General features: G+C 74.6%; 18 protein-coding genes. 7 read left to right on the top strand and 11 right to left on the bottom strand.

Annotated features, from left to right (window positions below; translation table 11 throughout):
• The first annotated feature begins 43 nt into the window (after positions 1-43).
• Positions 44-817 carry a siderophore-interacting protein gene (locus ACTHLI_RS14855; RefSeq protein WP_440185309.1) on the top strand — a complete coding sequence of 258 codons (774 nt, stop codon included), beginning with the start codon at positions 44-46 and terminating at the stop codon, positions 815-817.
• 9 nt (positions 818-826) lie between these two features.
• Here the strand turns inward: ACTHLI_RS14855 and ACTHLI_RS14850 are convergent, their stop codons facing one another.
• From ACTHLI_RS14850 to ACTHLI_RS14840, 3 genes are read right to left on the bottom strand one after another with little or no spacing between them, the layout of a single operon-like run.
• On the bottom strand, positions 827-1,060 hold the full coding sequence (locus ACTHLI_RS14850) for a hypothetical protein (protein ID WP_440185307.1): 234 nt from the start codon (positions 1,058-1,060) through the stop codon (positions 827-829).
• Positions 1,061-1,073: 13 nt separating this feature from the next.
• The gene (locus ACTHLI_RS14845; RefSeq protein ID WP_440185305.1) at positions 1,074-2,045 is read right to left on the bottom strand and encodes an aldo/keto reductase; all 972 of its coding nucleotides are present in this window, start codon (positions 2,043-2,045) and stop codon (positions 1,074-1,076) included.
• Positions 2,046-2,085: 40 nt separating this feature from the next.
• Positions 2,086-2,505: a hypothetical protein gene (locus tag ACTHLI_RS14840; protein ID WP_440185302.1), complete on the bottom strand. Its 420-nt coding sequence runs from the start codon at positions 2,503-2,505 to the stop codon at positions 2,086-2,088.
• A gap of 98 nt (positions 2,506-2,603) precedes the next feature.
• Here ACTHLI_RS14840 and ACTHLI_RS14835 point away from each other — a divergent pair, with 98 nt between their 5' ends.
• Positions 2,604-3,020 carry a transferase gene (locus ACTHLI_RS14835; protein WP_440185299.1) on the top strand — a complete coding sequence of 139 codons (417 nt, stop codon included), beginning with the start codon at positions 2,604-2,606 and terminating at the stop codon, positions 3,018-3,020.
• Between the two features lie 75 nt (positions 3,021-3,095).
• Here ACTHLI_RS14835 and rpsO read toward each other — a convergent pair whose 3' ends face one another.
• A complete protein-coding gene (gene rpsO / locus ACTHLI_RS14830; protein ID WP_440185296.1) occupies positions 3,096-3,365 on the bottom strand; it encodes a 30S ribosomal protein S15 in 270 nt (89 codons plus the stop codon).
• Positions 3,366-3,582: 217 nt separating this feature from the next.
• Between rpsO and ACTHLI_RS14825 the strand changes: the two genes are divergently transcribed.
• The gene (locus ACTHLI_RS14825) at positions 3,583-4,758 is read left to right on the top strand and encodes a MarP family serine protease (protein WP_440185293.1); all 1,176 of its coding nucleotides are present in this window, start codon (positions 3,583-3,585) and stop codon (positions 4,756-4,758) included.
• 19 nt (positions 4,759-4,777) lie between these two features.
• Here the strand turns inward: ACTHLI_RS14825 and ACTHLI_RS14820 are convergent, their stop codons facing one another.
• The 4 genes from ACTHLI_RS14820 to ACTHLI_RS14805 form a co-directional block, all read right to left on the bottom strand.
• On the bottom strand, positions 4,778-7,003 hold the full coding sequence (locus ACTHLI_RS14820; RefSeq protein WP_440185290.1) for a HelD family protein: 2,226 nt from the start codon (positions 7,001-7,003) through the stop codon (positions 4,778-4,780).
• Between the two features lie 5 nt (positions 7,004-7,008).
• Positions 7,009-8,343 (bottom strand): DUF4192 family protein, encoded by a 1,335-nt coding sequence (locus ACTHLI_RS14815; protein WP_440185288.1) that lies wholly within the window; start codon positions 8,341-8,343, stop codon positions 7,009-7,011.
• A 101-nt stretch (positions 8,344-8,444) separates the two neighbouring features.
• Positions 8,445-8,969, bottom strand: a complete 525-nt coding sequence (locus tag ACTHLI_RS14810; protein ID WP_440185285.1) for an adenine phosphoribosyltransferase — start codon at positions 8,967-8,969, stop codon at positions 8,445-8,447.
• A 65-nt stretch (positions 8,970-9,034) separates the two neighbouring features.
• Complete coding sequence (locus ACTHLI_RS14805) at positions 9,035-9,412, bottom strand: FKBP-type peptidyl-prolyl cis-trans isomerase (RefSeq protein WP_440185282.1); 378 nt, start codon at positions 9,410-9,412, stop codon at positions 9,035-9,037.
• A 66-nt stretch (positions 9,413-9,478) separates the two neighbouring features.
• On the opposite strand from ACTHLI_RS14805, the gene ACTHLI_RS14800 reads away from it, so the two are divergent.
• Together ACTHLI_RS14800 and ACTHLI_RS14795 are read left to right on the top strand one after the other, a co-directional pair.
• Positions 9,479-10,804 carry an MFS transporter gene (locus ACTHLI_RS14800; protein ID WP_440185280.1) on the top strand — a complete coding sequence of 442 codons (1,326 nt, stop codon included), beginning with the start codon at positions 9,479-9,481 and terminating at the stop codon, positions 10,802-10,804.
• Complete coding sequence (locus ACTHLI_RS14795; RefSeq protein ID WP_440185277.1) at positions 10,801-11,517, top strand: M50 family metallopeptidase; 717 nt, start codon at positions 10,801-10,803, stop codon at positions 11,515-11,517. Before ACTHLI_RS14800 ends, ACTHLI_RS14795 begins: the two co-directional genes overlap by 4 nt.
• A 64-nt stretch (positions 11,518-11,581) precedes the next feature.
• Here ACTHLI_RS14795 and ACTHLI_RS14790 read toward each other — a convergent pair whose 3' ends face one another.
• Positions 11,582-12,736: a PrsW family intramembrane metalloprotease gene (locus tag ACTHLI_RS14790; protein WP_440185275.1), complete on the bottom strand. Its 1,155-nt coding sequence runs from the start codon at positions 12,734-12,736 to the stop codon at positions 11,582-11,584.
• A gap of 43 nt (positions 12,737-12,779) precedes the next feature.
• Between ACTHLI_RS14790 and ACTHLI_RS14785 the strand changes: the two genes are divergently transcribed.
• Positions 12,780-13,289, top strand: coding sequence for a DUF6328 family protein (locus ACTHLI_RS14785; protein WP_440185272.1), 510 nt, complete (start codon positions 12,780-12,782; stop codon positions 13,287-13,289).
• Between the two features lie 25 nt (positions 13,290-13,314).
• On the opposite strand, the gene ACTHLI_RS14780 is transcribed toward ACTHLI_RS14785, so the two are convergent.
• Positions 13,315-13,812: a 2-phosphosulfolactate phosphatase gene (locus ACTHLI_RS14780; RefSeq protein WP_440185270.1), complete on the bottom strand. Its 498-nt coding sequence runs from the start codon at positions 13,810-13,812 to the stop codon at positions 13,315-13,317.
• A gap of 40 nt (positions 13,813-13,852) precedes the next feature.
• Positions 13,853-14,680 carry a non-homologous end joining protein Ku gene (gene ku, locus ACTHLI_RS14775; protein ID WP_440185268.1) on the bottom strand — a complete coding sequence of 276 codons (828 nt, stop codon included), beginning with the start codon at positions 14,678-14,680 and terminating at the stop codon, positions 13,853-13,855.
• A 126-nt stretch (positions 14,681-14,806) separates the two neighbouring features.
• Here ku and ACTHLI_RS14770 point away from each other — a divergent pair, with 126 nt between their 5' ends.
• A complete protein-coding gene (locus tag ACTHLI_RS14770; RefSeq protein WP_440185265.1) occupies positions 14,807-17,212 on the top strand; it encodes an ATP-dependent DNA ligase in 2,406 nt (801 codons plus the stop codon).
• The last annotated feature ends 17 nt before the right edge of the window (positions 17,213-17,229 follow it).

Genomic DNA, 17,229 nt, shown 5'->3' with positions numbered 1-17,229 from the left:
GCCGCACGCGCCCCGCATTCCGCGCCTCCGGCAGAATCGGGCGATGCGCACCTTCCCGCTGTCCTCGTCCCCGCGGATCCGCGACGTGGTCCGCCACGAGATGCGCCGCAGGCGGCTCACCGTGGTGCGGCGGCAGGAGCTGCCCGGGTCGATGGTCAGGATCACCTTCGGCGGAGAGGACCTCGAGGGGTTCGCGAGCCTCGGCCCCGAGGACCACGTCAAGCTGCTCCTGCCCGCAGACGGCGGCCTCGTCGCTCGCGACTACACGCCGAGCGAGCACCGGACCCTGGGCGCCTCCAGCGGCCCCGAGCTCGACATCGACTTCGTGATCCACGCGACGGACGGGCCCGCGTCGGTCTGGGCCTCGACCGCCGAGGAGGGTGCGCAGCTCGAGCTCGGCGGTCCGCGCGGCTCCCGGCTGGCGCCGACCGGCTTCCGCAACGCGCTGCTCATCGCCGACCCGGCCGGTCTGCCGGCGCTGCGCCGCTGGGTGCGGGCCTTCGCGGGCGAGCCGCCGACGCGGGCGATCCTCTTCGGCGGCGCGGACGCGGCGTTCCTCGACGACGCGGAGGCCGCCGCCGCGCTCGTGCAGGTGCTGGAGCCGGAGCACGACCTGCTGACGGTCGTCGAGCAGCAGGACGTCGACGCCGACACCTTCGTCTGGGCAGCGGGCGAAGCGACCGCGCTCGTCCCGGTGCGGCGCCACCTGAAGGCGCTTGGGCTGCCGAAGGAGGCGAGGAGCCTGCACGGCTACTGGAAGCGCGGGGAGGCCGGGCTCGACCACCACGCGCCGCTCGACCCCGCGGACCCCGACTGAGCCGCCGGTTCACCGCACCGACGACGGCCGGTCGTCGTTCGGGTGCCTGCGGTCGAGCACGCGGACCGCGATCAGCAGCGCCACCACGCCGAGCACGGCGCGGACCAGCGCGAAGCCGAAGCACGCGATGGCCGGCCCCTCGGAGCCGAGCGCGAGCAGGATGCCCCCGAACGCCGCGATCGCCGCGTCGCCGAGGAACGCGGCCCTGATCCAGAAGAGCAGGCGCGACGCGGGGGTGGTCACGGTGGGACGGTGGTCAGAACCCGCTCGGGGCGTGCGGTGTGTAGTCGGCCTCGAGCGCCTCCAGCTCGTCGTCGGTCAGCTCCAGCTCGGCGGCGGCGATCGCGTCGTCGAGGTGCTGCGGCTTCGTCGCCCCGATGATCGGCGCGGTGACGGCTGGCTGGGCGAGCACCCAGGCGAGCGCGACCTGCGCCCTGGACACCCCGCGCGCCGCCGCGACCCGGGCGACCGCGTCGACGATCCTCCGGTCCCCCTCCTGCCCGAAGAGCGTCCGGCCGAACTCGTCGGTCTCGCTGCGGGCGGTGGTGTCGTCCCAGTCGCGGGTGAGCTTGCCGCGCGCGAGCGGCGACCACGGGATCACGCCGACCCCGGTCTCGAGGCAGTACGGGTGCATCTCCCGCTCCTCCTCGCGCTGCAGCAGCGAGTACTGGTCCTGCATCGACACGAAGCGGGTGAGCCCCTCGACGTCCGCGGTGTGCTGCATCTCGGCGAACTGCCACGTCCACATCGACGACGCGCCGAGGTACCGCGCCTTGCCCGCCTTCACGACGTCGTGGAGCGCCGCCATCGTCTCGGCGATCGGGACCTCCGGGTCGAAGCGGTGGATCTGGTACAGGTCGACGTAGTCCGTGCCGAGCCGCCGCAGCGAGGCGTCGATCTGCGTCATGATCGCGCCGCGGGACAGCCCGCCGCCGTTCGGGCCAGGCCCCATCCGCCCGTGCACCTTCGTGGCGATCACGACCTCCTCGCGGGGCGCGAACTCCTTCAGCAGCGCCCCCGTGATCTCCTCGCTCGACCCGGCGGAGTAGACGTTCGCGGTGTCGAAGGTGGTGATGCCCGCCTCGATCGCGCGCCGGAAGAAGGGGCGGGCGTCGTCCAGCGGCAGGCTCCAGGAGTGGTTGCCGCGATCCGGGGCGCCGTAGCTCATGCAGCCGAGGATCACGCGGCTGACGGTCAGGCCGGCGTCCCCGAGTCGGATGGTGTCCATGCCCCGATCCTCCCCCTGCCGCACTGAGCGTGCGCTCGGGTCAGCGGGTCTCGCCCATGCGGAGGTCCACCCGCAGGCCCTGGCGGGTGCGGACCACCTCGACGGGGATGCGCGGCTTCCTGCCGGCCTGGTCGAGTCGGCTCAGCGCCTCGGCGACGACGCCCTCGAGCCCGCGCGGCACCCGGCCGACGGGGCCGACGATCCGCCCGTCGATGAACAGGCGCACCGGGATCGGCGCGTCGGTCCGCTCCTCGTCCGCGGTCCGCCTGGCGATCGCCGTCTCGATCACGACGGCGTCCGCGATGTCGCGCAGCAGGTCCTGGTGGGGATCGCTGCCGGCGAGCCGGATGGTGGTGCCGCTACCGGCCGGCAGGAGATCGAACTTGTAGTCGTCCAGCGAGCCGCGGCCGCGGTCCCCCTTCGGGAACCCGGGGTCGCCTCCACGGCGTCGGAAGAGCACCGGATCATTCTGCCGCGCAGCCGCTCTTATCGGATTCACATCAGGAACGGGGGCGCGCTCGGGGAATGAACGGGGGCGTCTTCTACGTTGTGTCGATCATGCAGCGCAGGACCCCGAGGATCGCAGAAGAGATCGAGGACGAGTTCGGCACCGTCACCCGGTACCGCCGCCACCCCAACGGCCGTGGCCTCGTCGCGACGGACGCCTCCGTCGACCCCACCGCCTTCATCGCGCCCACGGTCTACATCGAGTCCGGAGCACGCGTCGGCCGCGCCGTGCGGATCGCCTCCGGCAGCTGGGTGGACCGGGAGGCGATCGTCGGCCCGCACGCCGAGATCGGCGCCGCGGTCCACGTCGGCGCCGCGGCCGTCGTCGGCGAGAACGTGCGTGTCGGCAGCCACACGAAGATCGGCGCCCGCGCCTCCATCGGCGCCGGCGCCCGGATCGCGGCGGACCAGCGGATCGAGGAGGACGCCGTGCTCCCGCAGCAGAGCGCGTTCGGCGCCGCCGCCTGATCCGCGCTCAGCGCGACGTGCGAAGGGCCGCCCTCCTGTCGAGGAGGACGGCCCTTCGCCCGTCTCGGAAGCGACTCAGCGGCGCAGCCCGAGCCGCTCGATGAGCGTCCGGTAGCGCTGGATGTCCACGTCCTGCAGGTAGCCGAGCAGGCGCCGGCGCTGGCCGACGAGCAGCAGCAGACCACGACGCGAGTGGTGGTCGTGCTTGTGCAGCTTCAGGTGCTCGGTCAGGTCCTTGATGCGGGTGGACAGCATCGCGATCTGGACCTCGGGCGAGCCGGTGTCGCCCGGGTGCGTCGCGTACTCCGCGATGATCGCCTTCTTGACCTCGGCGTCCAATGCCATGGGTGACTCCTCATTCTGCTCGCTGCGCGGTGTCGGACGCGGGAGTGCGTCGACGATCTGGAACCGCGGCCGGTTCACGGCGGCACGAGAGTCTAGCAAGGCGCCGTCGCCGCCCAGGACCTCTGAAGGGATCCTGAAGAGGGACGCGCCGCACCGCACCGGGCGGGCGACCGTCCCGTAGCGTCGGAGCCGCTGGACGACGGAGGGAGCACAACGGATGTCCATCTGGCTCGACATCGTGCTCGGACTCGTGCTGCTCGGCTACCTCGTGCAGGGGTACCGGCTCGGCTTCATCCGCAGTCTCGGCGCCATCGTGGGCATCATCGCGGGCGGCATCGCCGCCGCGCTGCTCGCCCCGCTCATCGGTTCGCTCGTCCACGACGAGACGGGCAAGGTCGTCGCCACCATCGTGTCGGCCGTCGTGCTCGTACTCCTCGGCCACGCCGTCGGGTCGGGCATCGGCGCGGCCATCGGCGGCGTGCTGCGGCGCAGCCCCCTCGGGATCGTGGACCGCGTGCTGGGCGCCGCCGCCCAGCTGGTCGTGAGCGCGCTCGCCATCTCGATGATCGCGTCCCTGGCCGTCTCGCTCGGCGTCCCCTACGTCGCGCAGCCGATCGCCTCCTCCGCGGTGCTGCGCGCCATCGACGCGGCCACGCCGCCGCCCGTGGCGAGCGCGCTCGCCCAGCTGCGCTCCACGGTCCTGGCGGGCGGCATCCCCCGCCTCGGCATCCCGCTCGGCACGGGCGGCGCCGCGAGCGTGCCCGGGGTGACGCAGACGACCGGGCTCCGCACGGCCGCGGCGTCCGTGGTGAAGATCACCGGCACGGCGCCCGCGTGCAACCAGCAGCAGTCCGGTTCCGGGTTCGTCGTCGCGGCGGACCGGGTGCTCACGAACGCGCACGTCGTCTCCGGGGTCGCGGCGCCGGTCGTGCTCGCGCCCGACGGCCAGGCCCTCACCGGCAGGGTGACCTACTTCGATCCGCGGCACGACCTCGCGATCGTCGCGGTGCGCGGGCTCCACGCCTCCCCGCTGTCGATCACCGCCCCACCATCGGTCGGCGACACCGGCGTGGTCGCCGGGTACCCGTTCGGCGGCCCGTTCTCGGAGGGCGGCGCGAAGGTCGAGCAGACCGGCGCCGTCGCGGTGCCGGACATCAACGGCGGCGGCCGCACCACGCGGCAGATCGCCGCGCTCGCCGCCGACGTCCAGCAGGGCAACTCGGGCGGACCGCTGCTGACGACGAACGGTCGCGTGATCGGGATCGTCTTCGCGAAGAGCACGAACCGCACGGACCTCGGCTACGCCATGACCCCGGCGGAGTTCGGCGCGGTGTCGCAGCGGGCCGCCTCGCTCTCGTCCGCGGTCTCCACCGGCGCCTGCAGCGCGGGCTGAGGACGCGGCCGCAGGAGGGTCAGGAGACCGCTTCGACGACGACGAGCCGGCGCGTGGGCCGGGTGAGCGCGACGTAGAGCGAACCGGGGCCGGCCTCCCGGGTGATGCCGGCCGGGTCGACGACGACCACGCTGTCGAACTCCAGGCCCTTCGCGGTCCAGGGGTCGAGCACCGAGACCGGCGCGCCGAGCCCGTTCGCCCCGTACCCGACCCGCTCGTCGGTCGCCGCCGCGATCGCGTCGTGCAGCTCGCGGACGTGGCCGCTCGGGGCGATGACCGCGAGCGCGCCCCCGTCGCCGCGGAGGCGGTCCGTGAGCACGGCATCGACCGCCGCAGCGGGCAGGTCGCCGGCGGGTCCCCGGATGCGGACGGGGGGCTCCCCCTCCCGCACCGAGCGGGAGGGGGTGATCGGCAGCCCGTCGGCGAGGGCTCTCGCCTCGGCGAGCTCGGCGATCGCCTGCGGCGTGCGGTAGTTCACCGAGAGGCGCTCGAGACGGAACTCGTCCGTGAGGGCCCGGAGCGCCTGCGTCCAGTCCGCCGCGGGCGGCTCGGCCGCCGACTGCGCGAGGTCGCCGACCACGGTGAAGGAGCGCAGCGGGCCGCGCCTGCGGAGCAGCCGCCACTGCATCGGCGTCAGCTCCTGCGCCTCGTCGACCACGATGTGCCCGTAGGTCCAGGTCCGGTCGACCGCGGCGCGCTCCGCGGTCGTGAGCCTGGCGCCCTCCTCGGCGAACCCGTCGGCGAGCGCCTCCGCGGACACGAGCCCCTCGACGCCCATGTTCGCGATCGCGGCCTCGGCGTTCTCGATGTCCCGCTTGCGCTGCGCGTCCCGGGCCTGGGTCCGCGCGTCGCCCGTCACGTCGTTCTCGCCGAGCAGCTCGGCCGCCTCGTCGAGCAGCGGGACGTCGCCCACCGTGAACGGCGCCCGCCGGGGGCGGGCCAGCAGGTCGCGCTCGCGCGGCGTCAGCTCGGGCGCGGACCTCGCCAGGTACTCCGGCCTCGCGTACAGGTCGCCGAGCAGCTTCTCCGGCGTGAGGGGCAGCCACGCCGTGTTCAGCAGCACCTTCACGTCCTGCGCGGTCCGCAGGTCCTCCCGGAGCATGCGGCGGTCCTCGTCGTCGATCGTGGTGCCGCGAGCGGCGACGCGCTCCACGAGCTGCGCGGTGAGGTCGGCGAGCGCGTCCTTCACGAAGGCGACCCTGGCCACGTTGTGGGGCTTCCTGGTCTGCTGCGCCCGGCGGATCGCGCGCTGGATGAGCGCGGGCTGCACGGTCAGCGTGACGCCGTTCACCTCCACGTCCACCGGCTCGGTCGGCGCGACCTGCCTGCCGTGCACCGCGCGCCGCAGGACCGTGGCCATGACGGACCGGCCCTTCACCTCGGCGACGGCCTGCGGGTCGACCGCGGTCGCGTCGACCCCCGGGTAGAGCTGCCCGAGCGTCCGCAGCACGACACCGGTCTCGCCGAGGGACGGCAGCACCTGCTCGATGTACTCGAGGAAGCTGCGGGACGGCCCGACGACGAGCACCCCGTTGCGGGCGAGGCGCTCCTTGTGCGCGTACAGGAGGTACGCAGCACGGTGCAGCGCCACCGCGGTCTTGCCGGTGCCGGGCCCGCCCTGCACGACGAGCACGCCGCGCGCCTCCGAGCGGATGATGCGGTCCTGCTCGGCCTGGATCGTCGAGACGATGTCGTGCATCCGGCCCGTGCGCTGGGCGGTGAGGGCGGCGAGCAGCGCCGTCTCGCCGGTCAGGGTGACGTCCTCCGGGATGTCCGCGGGATCGAAGACCTCGTCCTCGAGGCCGGTGACCTCCCGGCCCCGCGTGGTGAGGTGCCGCCGCACCCGGACCCCCAGCGGGGTCGCCGCGGTCGCCTGGTAGAACGCGCTCGACTGGGGCGCACGCCAGTCGAGCAGCAGCGGCTGCTGGTCGTCGTCACGCAGCCCGATGCGCCCGATGTACCGCACGGCGCCGTCGTCGGCCTGCAGCCGCCCGAACACGAGCCGCTCGTCGACGTCGCGGAGCCGGCGCACGCGGTCCTCGAACAGGCGCGCCATCGCGTCGCGCTCGGTCCTGGCCTGATGGGTGCCGGAGGCGCCTCCGCGCCGCACGCGCTCGAGCTCCGCCAGGAGCTCCGCGCGGAGGACGTCGAGCCGGGTGTAGAGGCCCGCGACGTAGCGCTGCTCCCTGACGAGCTCCGCATCCGCGACATCGGTCACGTGGCGCACCGCCCGTTTCGCGGCCATCCATCCTAGGACCGCGATCCGCCGCGCACCGGTCCGCCGGTGCGCGGCGGGGTGAGGAGCGCGTCGAACGGGTCGGGCCTCGACGGGTCCTCCCGGTACGCCCAGTCCGGCAGCACACCGCGGCGCACCCGGTCGAGCAGCATCGGCGCGAGGTCCCGGTCGGCGTGCTGCCGCAGCGCCCGTTCGGCCAGGGCGCCGGCGGTGCTGCTCGCCCCGCACGCCCAGTGCAGCCAGGCGAGCGCCTCGTCGACCGCCGCGCCGTGCCTGGGCAGGTCGATGTGCGCCGCGACCTCCTGCAGCGCCGCGACGGCGGCGTCGACCCGGTCGCGGTCCGGGCGGCGGAACCGGGAGCCGCCGAGCGCGGCCCGCAACCGCTCGCCGGTCCGCTCACGGCCCGCGGGCGCCGCGAAGGCGGTCCAGAGCTCGCGCCCGAACGCGGGACCCCAGCCGACCTGGCCGAGCAGCATCGGGATCAGCCCCTGCCGTTCCACGAGCGCGAGGAGCAGCGCCCGGCACGCGCACGGGCGGTCCGTGTCCTCGTGCGGCGCGAGGACGCCCTCGATCAGCTCCACGAGCCGATCGAGGTCGCCGCCGTACCGGTACCGGTCCATCGCGGACGGCTCCGCCTCCGGACCGGGCGGATCCGAGGGCGCGGCGGGGCACGCGGCCGGGCGCGGTGCGGACCGCTCACCCAGCGTCACCCCGTGCAGCACGCCGCCGGGTCCCTCCGGCCGCTGCCACCAGTCGACGTACTGCGCCAGGAACCGCTCGTGCTCGTCCTCGGGGGCGCGCGCCGGCCGGGCGACGACCCCGCGCCGCCGAGCAGGCCGGGGCCCGTCGGGCTCGAGGAGCGCGAGCGGGTGGCCGCCCCTCGGCAGCTCGGGATCGTCGAGCGAGCCCCAGCCGTCGGCGGCGACGACGAAGCGGCCCTGCACCTCGAGCCCCATCCGCTCGGCCTGGCGGCAGACGGCGCGGAGCTGCGCGGCAGCTGGCGGCCGCCCGGACGGCGCGAACGCGTCGGGCGTGTACGCCGCGGCGGCGACTCCGGTCACGCCTTCCACGAGGAGGGCTCGCCCGAGCAGGGATGCCGACCAGGCCCGCAGCGGCGCCGGGTCCTCCGTGTGCAGCAGGTCGACGCGCATCGCCCCGACCGTGCGCGAGACCGTGCCCGGTCCTCCGGCGAACAGCACGAGGACCAGGCTGTCCTCGGGCTCGGCGGGCAGCAGGTCCGGGATGTGCCGGAGGAGGTCGGCCGGCCCGGCCGCCCGCACGATCCGGGGTGCACGGCGGCGGGGCGGCGGGGACTGGCGGCGGGCGGCTCTGGCTCGGCTCTGCGACATGCCGCGCAGCATCGCGGCCCGGGACCCGCCACGGGACCGGAACGGCCACCCGCAGGCCCGCGCGCCCCGGGATCGCGCCTGTGGAGGAGGCGAGCCGGGGCTCAGACCGTGCGGACCGCGTGGACCCGGCGCCCTGCGAGCCGCGCCCGGCCCGGCAGCCCCTCGAGCTCGAGGACGACCCCGATCCCCGTCACCGTCGCGCCGGCCCGCTCCAGCAGCGTGCACGTCGCGTCGACGGTGCCGCCGGTCGCGAGCACGTCGTCCAGGACGAGCACGCGCGTGCCGGGCGCGAGCTGCTCGGCGCGGATCTCGAGCGCCGCCGCGCCGTACTCGAGCTCGTAGTGCTCGACCAGCGTCCGCGGCGGCAGCTTGCCCGCCTTCCGCACGGCGACGACACCCGTGCCGGAGGCGTACGCGGCGGCGGCCGCGAGCAGGAACCCGCGGGCCTCGATGCCCGCGACGAGGTCGAAGGCGCCCGCGAAGGCGGCGGTCAGCTCGTCCGTGATCGCCCGCAGGCCCTCCGCGTCCGCGAGCGTCGGGGTGAGGTCGCGGAACAGGACGCCGGGTTCGGGGAAGTCCGGCACGGTGGTCGTGAGGCGGTCGACGAGCTCGGCGGCGGTGGGCACGACCGAGGACGCTATCGGGCTTCCGCCCACGGATGAGGGCGCGGGCCCTCATCCGTGGGGCGGGGTCAGGCCTTCAGGAGGTCGATGACGAAGATCAGCGTGCGTCCGGAGAGCCGGTGGCCGCCCCCTGCCGGACCGTAGGCGAGCGCGGGCGGGCAGGTGAGCACGCGACGACCCCCGACGCGCATGCCGGGGATGCCCTCCTGCCAGCCCTTGATGAGGTTGCCGAGCGGGAAGGAGATGGACTGGCCGCGGCTCCATGAGGAGTCGAACTCCTCCCCGGTCTCGTAGTCGACGCCGAGGTAGTGGACGGTGACCGTGCCGCCCGGCTTCGCCTCGGGTCCGTCGCCCACGACGACGTCCTCGACGACCAGGTCGTCCGGCGCCGGCCCGGTCGGCGGGTCCAGCTCGGGCTTCACGGTGAGATCGGTGAGTTCGCTCATGGCCGACCAGTCAAGCGCACGGCCGGTCGGCGCGCGCTGACCGCTCGGTCCGGGAGGATGACGGGGATGGACGCGGCCCCGACTCGGCGAGGTGCGCTGCTCGACCTCGCGCCGCTGACCGCCTCCCCCGCCTTCGCCCGGCTGTGGAGCGCCCGCGCCGTCGCGGGCATCGGGAGCCAGCTGACGCTCGTCGCGGTGGGACTCGACGTGTTCGGCCTCGTCCGCCCGGCCTCCGGCGTCGCGGCGGCGACCTTCGCGGTGTCGCTGACCGGCGTGCTGGCGCTCGTGCCGACCGTGCTCGCCGGCCTGTACGGCGGGATGCTCGCGGACGCGTTCGACCGCCGCACCGTCGCGCTCGCCTCCGGCGTCGCCTCCTGGCTCTGCACGCTCGCGCTGGCGGTCCTGTCCTGGACCGGCACCCAGACGGTCGTGACCCTGTACGTGCTCACCGTGCTGAGCGCGACCGCCACCACCGTGCTGCAGGCCTCGGAGTCGGCGGCGACGCCGCGGCTGCTGCCCGCCGCGCTGCTGCCGGCCGCGGGGGCGCTGATGGGCATCACCGTCGGTATCTCGGTGACCGTCGGTCCCGGTCTCGCCGGGGTGCTCGTCGCCACGGCGGGGTTCCAGTGGTGCTACACGATCGACGCCGCGCTCTTCGTCTTCACGCTCGCCGCGCTGCTGAGCCTCCCGCGCATGCCGCACGACGAACCGGCCGGCCGGCCGGGGCTCGCGTCCCTCGCGGGCGGAATCGCGTTCCTCCGCGCGGCGCCGAACATCCGCACGAGCTTCCTCGTCGACATCGTCGCCATGACGTTCGGGCAGCCGCGCGTGCTCTATCCGGCGGTCGGCGCGGTGCTGCTCGGCGGCGGTGCGCTGACCGTCGGGCTGCTCTCCGCCGCGTTCGCCGTCGGTGCGCTGCTGAGCAGCCTGTTCTCGGGCCGGCTCGGCGGCGTCAGGAGGCAGGGCCTCGCGATCGAGCGCGCCATCCAGGTGTACGGGGCCTGCATCGCGCTGTTCGGGGTCGTGCTCGCGGTCGCGGCCGTCGGCGAGGCGACCCGGGTGCTGCCGTCGCCCGCCGGGCCGGTGTGGGTGACGCTCGCCGCGGTGCTCCTCGCGGGCGCGGGCGGCGCCGACAACGTGAGCGCGATCTTCCGCGGCACGATGCTGCAGACGGCGGCGCCCGACTCGATGCGCGGCCGGCTCCAGGGGGTCTACATCGTCGTCGTGACGGGCGGTCCCCGCATCGGGGACCTCTACGCCGGCTTGCTCGCCACGACGGGGCTGCTGGCGCTGCCGCCGCTCGCGGGCGGGGTCGTGATCATCGCGCTGGTCGCCTGGCTGGCGCGCCGTCGCGGGTTCCGGGCGTACGACGCGGCGCACCCGGCGCCGTGAAGGGCGCGGCCGGGTTCGTCGCGGAGCTGTGGCGTCGCGTCGCGGCGACCTCCCCCGCGCCGCGGGCGGTCGACCTCGTGCCGGTCGTGGCGCTCGTCGCCGCCCTGCTGCTGCTGCCGACCTGGCCCCGGCTGCGGCACGCGATCACGATCGTCCACGAGGCCGGGCACGGGTTCGTGGCGACGCTCATGCGGAGGCGGCTCGCCGGCATCCGGCTGCACTCCGACTCGAGCGGCCTCACGGTGAGCGTGGGCCGCCCGCGGGGTCCCGGCATGGTGCTGACCCTGCTCGCGGGCTACCCGGCCCCCTCCGCCGTCGGCGTCCTCGTCGCGTGGGCGGTCGCGGCGGGGCACGCGGCCGCGGCGCTCTGGGGCTCGCTCGCGCTCCTGCTGCTCGTGCTGGTGCAGATACGGAACTGGTTCGGCCTGTGGGTCCTGCTCGCGGCGGGCGCAGCGGTCGGCACGGTGACGTGGCTCGCGGACGCGGCCTGGCAGATGCGGGCCGCCCTCGCGGTCGCGACGCTGCTCGTGCTCGGCGGCCTCCGCGCCGCGGTCGAGCTGCCCGCGTCCCGGCGGCGGGAGCGCGTCTCCGACGCCGATCAGCTCGCCCGGCTGACCCGGATCCCCGCGGAGCTCTGGCTCCTGGTGTTCGTGCTGGTCGGGCTGGCGGGCGTCGGGATCAGCGGCTGGCTCCTGGTCGCCCCGCTCGCGTGACCTCCGTCGTTCAGGAGGAATCCGCCGCCGCGGCGAGAATCTCCTGAACGACGAAGAGGTGAGGTCAGCGGAGGAGGACCGCCCGATCCGCCGTGATGCGGGCCAGGAGCTCCTGCTCGTCCGGGGTGCGCCCGATCCCGGCGCGCCCGCGGAGCAGGCGCTGCCGGGCGTGCCCGAGCCGCGTGGCGTCCCGGATGAGGCGGTCCATCGCCCGCCGCTTCGCGCGCGGGTCGCGCTGGGCCGCCGCCCAGCGCATCGCCTGCCGCCGACCGCCGGGCGTCGAGAGCAGCGTCACCTCCTGCGGCGTGAACCACCCGGCGGCGGCGTACTCGCCGAGGCGCGCCCTCGTCGTGCTGCGCTCGTGCACCCGGACGACGACGACGACCGCGACGGCGCAGAGGAAGATCGGCACCTCCACGAGCAGGTAGTACGCGATCACGTCGCCCGTCATGGAGAGCCCGCCGTTCCAGAGCGCGTGCAGGATGACGGCCGGGACCAGGCCGAGCAGGGACGCGCCTGCCCCCGCGCCCGCCGACGCGCCGCGTCCCGCCGCCCGGCCGATGGCGTACCCGGTGCACGAGGTGAAGAGGGCGTGCGCGAAGGGCGAGAAGACGGCGCGGGCCACGAAGGTGAACACGAAGGCGCCCCCGAGGCCCTGCTCCGCCACCACCCGCCCGAAGTACAGGATGTTCTCGGTGAAGGCGAACCCCGCCGCGACGCAGGAGGCGTACACGATGCCGTCGACCGGGCCGTCGAAGTGGCGCCGGTTCACCCAGAACAGCAGCAGCACTCCGAAGCCCTTGGCCGCCTCCTCCACGATCGGCGCCTGCACGACCGCCTGCGCGAGGTCGTCCGGCCTGCCGCCCGCCGCAGCGAGGACGAACTGCACGCCGAGGTCGAAGAGCAGCGCCACCCCGACCGCGACCCCGGCTCCCCAGAGCACCGCGAAGACCAGCGCCGGCCGCGGCTCCGGCTCCCACCGGTCGATCCACCTGATGGCGAGCACCACGACGGCGAACGGGACGAGCGCGGCGATCGCGCCGATCACGACGCCCGCCGCACCGAGCGCGGCGACGAGGGAGAGCAGCACCGCGACGACCGCGAGCGCGCCGAACGCGATGCCGAGCGCGGCGGCGACGACGCGCGAGGCGTGGCCGGGCGCGGAGGTCTCCGGGCCGATCGGTGCGAGGCCGGTCGGCGCCCGCCGGATCTCGGTCATGGCCTCATACTCCCAGCCCGGCCAGGGGTCCTAGGGTCGCGGCATGAGCGACGCGGAGCACGCCGACGCGCACGACGGGAGGAACGAGACGGTCGCGGAGCAGCTCGACCGCAACTGGACCGCGCTGCTGCAGGAGCTGCGCGTGCTGCAGACGGGCACGCAGCTGCTCACCGGGTTCCTGCTGACCGTGGCGTTCCAGCCCACGTTCCGCGGCCTGGCCGGCTGGCAGGTCGCGCTCTACCTCGCCGTCGTCTCGCTCGCGGTCGTGTCGACCGTGGTGGCCCTCATGCCCGTGGCGCTGCACCGCGCCCTGTTCAGGAGGCGCGCGATGGCCGAGCTGGTGCGGTGGGGCGACCGGATGCTGCGACTCGGGATGGCCTCCACCGGCATCGCCATCGTCGGCGTGCTCGCCCTCGTGTTCGGGGTCGCCGCCGGCCTCGCGGGAGCCCTCGTCGCGGGAGTGCTCGGTGCGCTGCTCGTCGGCGTGCTCTGGCTCGCGCTGCCCGCGGGCGTCCGGCGCCACGAGCCGGGCCCCGGCGGCACCAGCGTCTGACCGCATCGGGACGCTCCTATGGATGTCAGGCGACCGGGTCGAGCAGATCACGGTGCGGACGGTGGATGCGCAGGCCGCCTGCGAGCGCTCCGGTGCCGACGACGTTCCCGAGCATCGCGCGCACGCCGACCCGCAGTGTGCGGTACGCGGCGTCCGCGACCGCCGCCTCCGGGCTCATCGCGTCGATGCCGCGGGTCTCCAGCTCGTCCATCAGCGCGCCGGCGATCAGCAGGTCCTCCGCGGCGAACCGGAGCGTCCCCTCGCGGTCGGCGCCTGCGGCCACGACCGCCACGACCGTCCGAGCCCGGCGCGCCTCCTGCAGCGCGAGCACCCAGGCGGCCGTCTCGGCGACGCCCGGCAGGCCCGTGGCGACGACCGCGCACTCCCGCGGCAGCGCGTCGAGCGGCGGCGCGACGGGCACGAGCGCGTCCACCCACACCAGCACGTCCGCGTCACCGCCGATCGCGGCCGCGCCCTGCACGCCCCAGTCGAACCGGACCTGGTAGCGACTCTGCTCCCCCACCACGGCATCCTGACAAACGTCACCGACGACGTCGCTGTGATTACGCCCGCTTCTTGCCGCTGCGGGCCGGCTGCTTCGCCTTCGCGCGGTTCGCCTCGACGCTGCGCTTCAGCGCCTCCATCAGGTCGATCACCTCGCCGTCCCCCTCCTCTTCCTCGGTGGCGCCGAAGGTCGCCTCGGTGTCGACGGACTCCCCCTGCTCGAGCTTCGCGTCGACGAGCTGCTTCAGCTGCACCTGGTAGTCGTCGGTGTAGTCGGCCGGCTCGAAGTCGCTCTCGAAGCTCTGCACGAGGCTCGTCGCCATGTCGATCTCGCGCTTCTGGATGCGGACGTCGGCGTCGAGCGAGGGGAACGCCGCCTCGCGCACCTCGTCGTCCCACAGCAGCGACTGGAGCAGCAGCACCTTGCCCTGCACCCGGAGCACGCCGAGCCGGGTCTTCTGCCGCAGCGTGAACTGCACGATCGCGACGCGCTCGGTCTCCTCCAGCACCCTGCGCATCAGGACGTAGGAGCGGGGGCTCTTGGCGTCGGGCTCGAGGTAGTAGCTGCGGTCGAGGCGGACCGCGTCGATCTGGTCCTCCGGCACGAACTCGACGACGTCGATCTCGCGGCTCCGTTCCGAGGGCAGCGCCTTCAGGTCCTCGCTCGTCAGGACGACCGTCCGGTCGCCGGCGTCGTACGCCTTGTCGATGTCCTGGTAGTCGACGACGCGGCCGCACACCTCGCAGCGCCGCTGGTAGCGGATCCTGCCGCCGTCCGCGTTGTGCACCTGGTGCAGCGGCAGGTCGTGGTCCTCCGTCGCGGAGTACAGCTTCACCGGCACGTTGACCAGGCCGAAGGTGATGGCGCCCCGCCAGATGCTGCGCATGACCCGCCCTCCCGGGGCTCGAGGATCTCCTGATGAAGCACCGAGTATGACGACGCCGGCGCACTTCGGCCAGCCCTCGCGCCGCGGTCTCAGGAGGTCGGCAGGCTCGCAGGTCACGCTGAGGCCGTGCCCAGCGGAGCGAAACAGGTCGTCGAGGTCGACGGGCACCGCGTCGCCCTGACCAATCTCGACAAGGTGCTGTACCCGGAGGACGGCTTCACGAAAGGCGACGTGCTCGCCTACTTCGCCGCCGTCGCCTCCGCGCTGATCCCGCTCGCCGCCGGGCGGCCGGCGACGCGCAAGCGCTGGCCGGACGGGGTCGGCACCCTCGATGAGCCCGGGCACCCGTTCTTCGTGAAGAACCTCGAGTCCCACGCGCCCGAGTGGATCCATCGCGGCACCATCACGCACCGGTCCGGGACGAACACGTACCCGGTCGTCGACGACCTCGCCACGCTCACGTGGCTCGCGCAGCAGGCGACCCTCGAGGTGCACGTGCCGCAGTGGCGCTTCACCGCTTCCGGCGAGCCGGGACGACCGGACCGGCTGGTCCTCGACCTCGACCCCGGCGAGGGCGCCGGGCTGCAGGAGTGCGCCGAGGTCGCCCGCCTCCTGCGCCCCGTGCTGACCGGCATGGGTCTCGAGCCCCTCCCCGTCACGAGCGGGTCGAAGGGCATCCACCTCTTCGCGCACCTCGGCGGCCGGTGGACGTCGGACCACGTCACCGAGGTCGCGCACGAGCTCGCGCGCTCGCTCGAGGCGGACCACCCCGACCTCGTGGTCAGCGACATGAAGAAGGCGAACCGGCAGCACCGGGTGCTCGTCGACTGGAGCCAGAACCGCGCGGCGAAGACGACGCTCGTGCCGTACTCCCTCCGGGGCACCGTCCACGTCGCCGCCGCAGCCCCGCGCACCTGGGAGGAGCTCGACGACCCCGGGCTGCGGCAGCTGCGCCCGGAGGAGGTCGTGCAGCGGCTCGAGCGCGACGGCGACCTGCTCGCCGGCCTCGCTCCTGCGGCCGCGCGGGAGGACGCGCTGGCCAGGTACCGCTCGATGCGCGACGCCGGCCGCACGCCCGAGCCGGTGCCGGAGGCGGCCCCCGCCAAGGGCGCCGACGACACCTTCGTCATCCAGGAGCACCATGCGCGGCGCCTGCACTGGGACTTCCGGCTCGAGCGCGGCGGCGTCCTCGTCTCCTGGGCGCTCCCGAAGGGCGTGCCGACGTCCGGGACCGGGAACCACCTCGCGGTGCACACCGAGGACCATCCGCTCGAGTACGCGACCTTCACCGGCGAGATCCCGAAGGGCGAGTACGGGGGCGGCCACGTCGAGTTGTGGGACGAGGGGACGTACGAGACGGAGAAGTTCCGCGACGACGAGGTGATCGTCGTCCTGCACGGCCGGGCGGGCGGCGGCCTCGGCGGCGACCCCGTGCGGCTCGCGCTGATCCGCACGGACCGCGACCGGCCGAAGGGCGCACAGGGCGAGCACTGGCTGATCCACCGCATGGCGCTCGAGCCGGATCCTGAGCCGGAGGCGCGCCATGAGCCGGGGGCCGGCGCCCCCTCGCCGATGCTCGCCACGGCGGGCTCGCCGATCGATGCGGACGAGGAGTGGGCGATCGAGATGAAGTGGGACGGCGTGCGCTGCGTCGCCCGCGTCGAGGACGGCCGGGTCGTGCTGACGAGCAGGAACGACCTCGACCTGACGCCGACCTACCCCGAGCTGCAGGAGCTCGCTGCCCGGGTGCACGCGGGCGGCGCCGTGCTCGACGGCGAGATCGTCGCGCTCGACGCGAAGGGCCGCCCCTCCTTCTCCGCCCTCCAGCAGCGGATGGGGCTGACGAAGGCGCGGGACGTCGAGGCCGCGATGGGGCGGCAGGACGTGCGGCTCCTGCTGTTCGACGTGCTCGACGTGGACGGCACGTCGACGACACGGGCGCCATACCGCGAGCGACGCGCGCTGCTCGAGCGGCTCGTCGAGCGCGGCGGCCCGATCGACGTGCCGCCCGTGGTCGTCACCGCGACCGGCGACGGGCTGCAGGAGGCCCTGGCGGACGCCATGGCGACGAGCCGGCGGCTGGGCCTCGAGGGCGTGGTCGTCAAGCGCACCGGCGCCGCCTACCGGCCGGGCGCCCGCTCGAAGGACTGGGTGAAGCGGAAGCACGAACGGCAGCAGGAGGTGGTCGTCGGGGGCTGGCGACCGGGCAACGGTCGGCGCGCGGGCGGCGTCGGCAGCCTGCTGGTCGGGGTCAACGAGGGCGGGCGGCTGCGATACGTCGGCCGCGTGGGCACCGGGTTCAGCGACGCCGAGCTCGACGCGATCGCCGCGCGGCTGCGTCCGCACGAGCGGAGGACGACGCCGTTCGAGGACGTGCCGAGGGCCGACGCGAACGACGCGCACTGGGTCACGCCGTCCTCCGTGGGCGAGGTGCGGTTCGCGGAGTGGACCGACGACGGACGCCTGCGCCAGGCGAGCTGGCGCGGCTGGCGCCCGGACAAGCGACCGGAGGAGGTCGTCAGGGAGTCCTGAGGTCCGCTCACGGGCGC

It is taken from the genome of Amnibacterium sp., assembly GCF_051956055.1.
Taxonomy (GTDB): Bacteria; Actinomycetota; Actinomycetes; order Actinomycetales; family Microbacteriaceae; genus Amnibacterium.
Note: the sequence above shows the minus strand (reverse complement) of the source record. Positions and strands in the feature narration are given on the sequence as shown.

Coding starts and splice junctions, on each gene's coding strand:
- ACTHLI_RS14805 (WP_440185282.1), bottom strand. CDS start 9,412: ATGAGCGAACTCACCGATCTCACCGTGAAGCCCGAGCTGGACCCGCCG.
- ACTHLI_RS14845 (WP_440185305.1), bottom strand. CDS start 2,045: ATGGACACCATCCGACTCGGGGACGCCGGCCTGACCGTCAGCCGCGTG.
- ACTHLI_RS14785 (WP_440185272.1), top strand. CDS start 12,780: ATGAGCGACGCGGAGCACGCCGACGCGCACGACGGGAGGAACGAGACG.
- ACTHLI_RS14800 (WP_440185280.1), top strand. CDS start 9,479: ATGGACGCGGCCCCGACTCGGCGAGGTGCGCTGCTCGACCTCGCGCCG.
- ACTHLI_RS14835 (WP_440185299.1), top strand. CDS start 2,604: ATGCAGCGCAGGACCCCGAGGATCGCAGAAGAGATCGAGGACGAGTTC.
- ACTHLI_RS14820 (WP_440185290.1), bottom strand. CDS start 7,003: ATGGCCGCGAAACGGGCGGTGCGCCACGTGACCGATGTCGCGGATGCG.
- ACTHLI_RS14825 (WP_440185293.1), top strand. CDS start 3,583: ATGTCCATCTGGCTCGACATCGTGCTCGGACTCGTGCTGCTCGGCTAC.
- ACTHLI_RS14815 (WP_440185288.1), bottom strand. CDS start 8,343: ATGTCGCAGAGCCGAGCCAGAGCCGCCCGCCGCCAGTCCCCGCCGCCC.
- ACTHLI_RS14790 (WP_440185275.1), bottom strand. CDS start 12,736: ATGACCGAGATCCGGCGGGCGCCGACCGGCCTCGCACCGATCGGCCCG.
- ACTHLI_RS14855 (WP_440185309.1), top strand. CDS start 44: ATGCGCACCTTCCCGCTGTCCTCGTCCCCGCGGATCCGCGACGTGGTC.
- rpsO (WP_440185296.1), bottom strand. CDS start 3,365: ATGGCATTGGACGCCGAGGTCAAGAAGGCGATCATCGCGGAGTACGCG.
- ku (WP_440185268.1), bottom strand. CDS start 14,680: ATGCGCAGCATCTGGCGGGGCGCCATCACCTTCGGCCTGGTCAACGTG.